This window comes from Trebonia sp. (genome assembly GCF_049794275.1).
Lineage (GTDB): Bacteria > Actinomycetota > Actinomycetes > Streptosporangiales > Streptosporangiaceae > Trebonia.
The window spans coordinates 1-3,803 of sequence record NZ_JBARCR010001112.1 but is presented as its reverse complement, the minus strand read 5'-3'; the positions used below and the strand labels follow the sequence as shown (position 1 = coordinate 3,803).

Below are 3,803 nucleotides of genomic sequence, written 5' to 3'. Positions count from 1 at the left end.
AGACGGCATCCTCGCGCCGCCGCCGCGCCGACTCGCCGCGCAGCATGTCGGTGAGCCGACGGGTGGCCACCGTGAGCAGCCAGCCGCGCGGGTTGTCCGGCGTGCCGGACGCGGGCCACTGCGTCGCCGCGTCGAGCAGCGCCTCCTGGACCGCGTCCTCGCAGGTGTCGAGGCCGCCGTAGCGGCGCATGAGCACGCCGAGGACCTGCGGCGCGAGCGCGCGCAGCAGGTCCTCGGTGCTTGTGGCCATGGCGGCTGCCGTTCCTTGGCGGCGGTCGTCAGACGACGCCGATGTCCACGCCCGCCTCGCGGGACGCCTCGTGCAGGATCGGCCACACTTCCGTCGGCTGGTGCACCGCCGACGGCAGCGCGGCGGCGATCTCGACCGCACGCTGCTCGCTGTCGACGTCGATCAGGTACCAGCTGGCCAGGTACTCCTTGGTCTCCAGGTACGGGCCGTCGGTGATGGCGGGCTGCCCGTCGGCCAGCCGCACCAGCTTGGTGGCGGCGGCGTCCGCGACCCCGTACGCACCGAGCAGCTCGCCGGTGTCGTAGTACTCCTTGTTGAACGCGTCGAACGCCTCGAAGAGCCGCTGCTGCTCGTCAGGGCCGACTGAGTTCCACAGTTCCTGGTTGCCGTAGATGATGAGCATGTACTTCACGGTGGTGCTCCTCCCGTATGGTTCCGCCGCCGCCCGCGACGGGCGGCTGTCACTGACTGGTACGGCGCCGTCCCGCGATTTTCTACATCGGCATCCATGATGCCGTGCATTCTTTTCCGGGCGGCGCGGCGGTACGATCACGGCGGGCGAGGCTGCGGGGGCGTAGGGGCCGGGCCCAGGGGCCTGGGGTTATCGGGAGCGGACCGCGACGAAGGGAAGCAGCGGCACCGTGCGGGAAGTCACGAGGCGGGCGGCCGGTGCGATCAGGGCCCGGGTCGGCAGGCGATCCGACCTGTCCCGGCGTCAGGCCATGGCGCTGCTTGGCGGCGGCGCCGTGCTCGCGGCCGAGTCAGCGTGGCTGGCAGGCTGGCAGCCCGCGTCCTGGTGGGGCGTCGCGGGGACGGCGGCCGCCGACCCGTGGCCGGACAGCCCGGCGTACGTGCCTGGCTACCCGATGGGACGCAGCGGCTACGCCCCGGACGGGACCGCGGGCGCCACCGCGGCGTACCCGCTGGCTTCGGTCCGGCTGCTGGACAGCGCGTTCCGCGCTAACCAGGGGCGGACGAAGGACTACCTGCTGTTCCTCGACCCGAACCGGATGCTGCACACCTTCAGGCTGAACTACGGGCGGCCGTCCGCCGCGCGGCCGGTCGGCGGGTGGGAGGCGCCCAACATGCAGGTGCGCGGGCACACCACCGGCCACCTGCTGTCCGGTCTCGCGCTGACCTACGCCAACACCGGCGACCCGCGGGCGAAGGCGGCGGGGGAGTACCTGGTCGGCGAGCTGGCCCAGCTGCAGGCGATCGCGCCGCTCGCCGGGTACGCGCCTGGCTATCTGTCGGCGTTCCCCGAGTCCTTCTTCGACCGGCTGGAGGCGGGCCAGCGCGTCTGGTCGCCGTACTACATGATCCACAAGTACCTGGCCGGGATGATCGACCAGTACCAGCTGGCCGGCGTGGGGCAGGCGCTGGACGTGGCGGTGCGGCTGGCCGACTGGGTGGACGCCAGGACGGCGCGGCTGAGCTACGCACACATGCAGCATGTGCTCGAGACCGAGTACGGCGGGCTGCCCGAGTCGCTGGCCAACCTGTACCGGATCACCGGCTCGGAACGCTACCTGCGGACGGCGCAGCGGTTCTACCACGCCAGGTTCCTCAACCCGCTGGCGGCGGGCGACGACGCGCTGCGCGGGGCGCAGTGCAACGTCAGCCTGCCGAAGGTGATCGCCAGCCTCCGGATGTGGGAGGAGACCGGCGATCAGAAGTACCGCGCCATCGCGTACAACTTCTGGCAGATCGCCACCGCGCACTACTCGTACATCATCGGCGGGCAGGGCAACTACGAGCACTGGACGGCGCCTGACGTGGTGGCCGGCGCGCTGTCCAACTCCACCTGCGAGGGCTGCGTCACCTACAACATGCTCAAGCTGACGAGGCTGCTGCATTTCCACGACCTGACCCGGGTGGACCTGCTCGACTCCTACGAGCGCGGGCTGTTCAACCAAATGCTCGGCAGCCAGGACCCGGACTCGCCGCACGGCTTCGTCTGCTACTACACCGGGCTGTCGCCCGGCGCGTTCAAGGAGCAGCCGCTGAACTACTTCCCCGGCGGCGACCCCGACGTCTACGCCACCGACTACGACACGTTCACCTGCGACAACGCCACCGGCCTCGAGACGCAGGTGAAGTTCGCCGACACCATCTACTCGCGCGACGCGCGCGGCGTCTACGTGAACCTGTTCATCCCCTCCGAGGTCCGCTGCGCCGACCAGGGCATCACGCTCCGGCAGACCACCGGCTTCCCCGACACCCCGGTCGTCCGGCTCACCGTGGTGAGCGGCGCGGCCCCGATGGACCTCCGGGTCCGGGTGCCTGGCTGGACCGCCGGCCCGCCCGAGGTGGTGCTGAACGGCACCCCGCTGCGGAACGCGGTGGTCCCCGCCGGCTCAGCCGGCGGGTGGGCAGTGGTCAGCCGCCATTGGCAGCCTGGCGACTGGCTCACCGTGACCCTCCCGATGAGCCTGACGTTCAACCGGGCCCCCGACAACCCTGCCGTCCAGGCGGTCAGCTACGGCCCGGTCGTCCTCAGCGGCCTCTACGGCGCAGGCTACGCGGCGGCCGGCCCGGCCCCGGGCACCGCCGCCGCGCCAAGCACCGCCTCGCCCCCGAGCACCGCGTCCCCGCCCACTGGAAACGCCGCGGGGAACTCCGCCCCTGGCGGCGTTCCCGGCGTCACCGGCGAGGGCCAGGCCACGGCGCTGCCGGTGCTCGACACCGCGTCGGTCCGCCGCACCACGGCGAACCCGATGACCTTCGAGGCGACAGCCGACGCCCAGCCGATCACCCTGATCCCGGTATCCCGCGCCCAGCACAAGCCCTACACGGTCTACTGGCAAACCACCGAAACCTGACCGGCCCGCCCGCGGGCGCTGCCCCACAAATCCCACGGTCCCCAACGTCACCGAACCCCAACGCAGGCAGCTCCTCCTGATCGCCTCGCTGGAGGACCGGCTGCCGCGTGTTCGCACCATGCGCCGCGCCTGCCCCAAGTTCTGCTTGCGGGCGGGGTGGGCGCCCATCTTCGCATCACTTTCCGCCCCTAGAATCGGGCAAATCGGGCGCAAAAAGGGCCGAAAGTGATGCGAAGACGAAGAGTGATACGAAGTTACTGACTGCAAGGTCGGCTCGCGCAACCTAATGGGCGCGGACGTCCCGGCCCGGCCCGTGCGTGGTCACGATGACTAGTGTTCGGCACATAGGGCGAGATCTGCCTGTTTTATGTCCCTTTTGTCCTGGTTCTGCGATGCATTTCTCGCCCTATGTGCGTGCGGCACGGCGCGTCTGGACGCCCGAACGCGCCCAGACTGACCTGCCGATTGCGCAACCGGCAGCTAGCCCGGCTGGGGCATGGGGCTGTCGCGGCGGGGCTAGCGCCACCAGGGGCGGCGGCGGGCCTCGGCCACCCGCTGCGCGGGCGCGCTAACCGTCTGGGCGCTCTGGCTCAGGTGGTGCAGGTGTTCCTGTACCCACAGCAGGTGCGGATGCACCGGTGACGGCGCGGGCGCCGCAGCGTCGACAGCGGTCGTGGTGCCAGCGAGGGCCGGGTGATCCGCCACGGTCGCGCCGCGGGCCGTGCCGGCGC

The 3,803-nt window shown here is 71.2% G+C and carries 4 protein-coding genes; 1 reads left to right on the top strand and 3 read right to left on the bottom strand.

Annotation, left to right across the window (positions count from 1 at the left end; all coding sequences use genetic code 11):
- Together WA805_RS27670 and WA805_RS27665 are read right to left on the bottom strand one after the other, a co-directional pair.
- Positions 1-250: sigma factor (locus WA805_RS27670; protein ID WP_424563457.1), on the bottom strand; the 250-nt coding region annotated here is incomplete at its 3' end.
- Between the two features lie 28 nt (positions 251-278).
- Entirely contained in the window at positions 279-653 is a 375-nt protein-coding gene (locus tag WA805_RS27665) for a YciI family protein (RefSeq protein WP_425243799.1), read from the bottom strand.
- Between the two features lie 238 nt (positions 654-891).
- Here WA805_RS27665 and WA805_RS27660 point away from each other — a divergent pair, with 238 nt between their 5' ends.
- A complete protein-coding gene (locus WA805_RS27660; RefSeq protein ID WP_425243798.1) occupies positions 892-3,072 on the top strand; it encodes a glycoside hydrolase family 127 protein in 2,181 nt (726 codons plus the stop codon).
- A gap of 516 nt (positions 3,073-3,588) precedes the next feature.
- Here the strand turns inward: WA805_RS27660 and WA805_RS27655 are convergent.
- On the bottom strand, positions 3,589-3,803 hold a 215-nt coding region (locus WA805_RS27655; RefSeq protein WP_425243797.1), incomplete at its 5' end, for a hypothetical protein.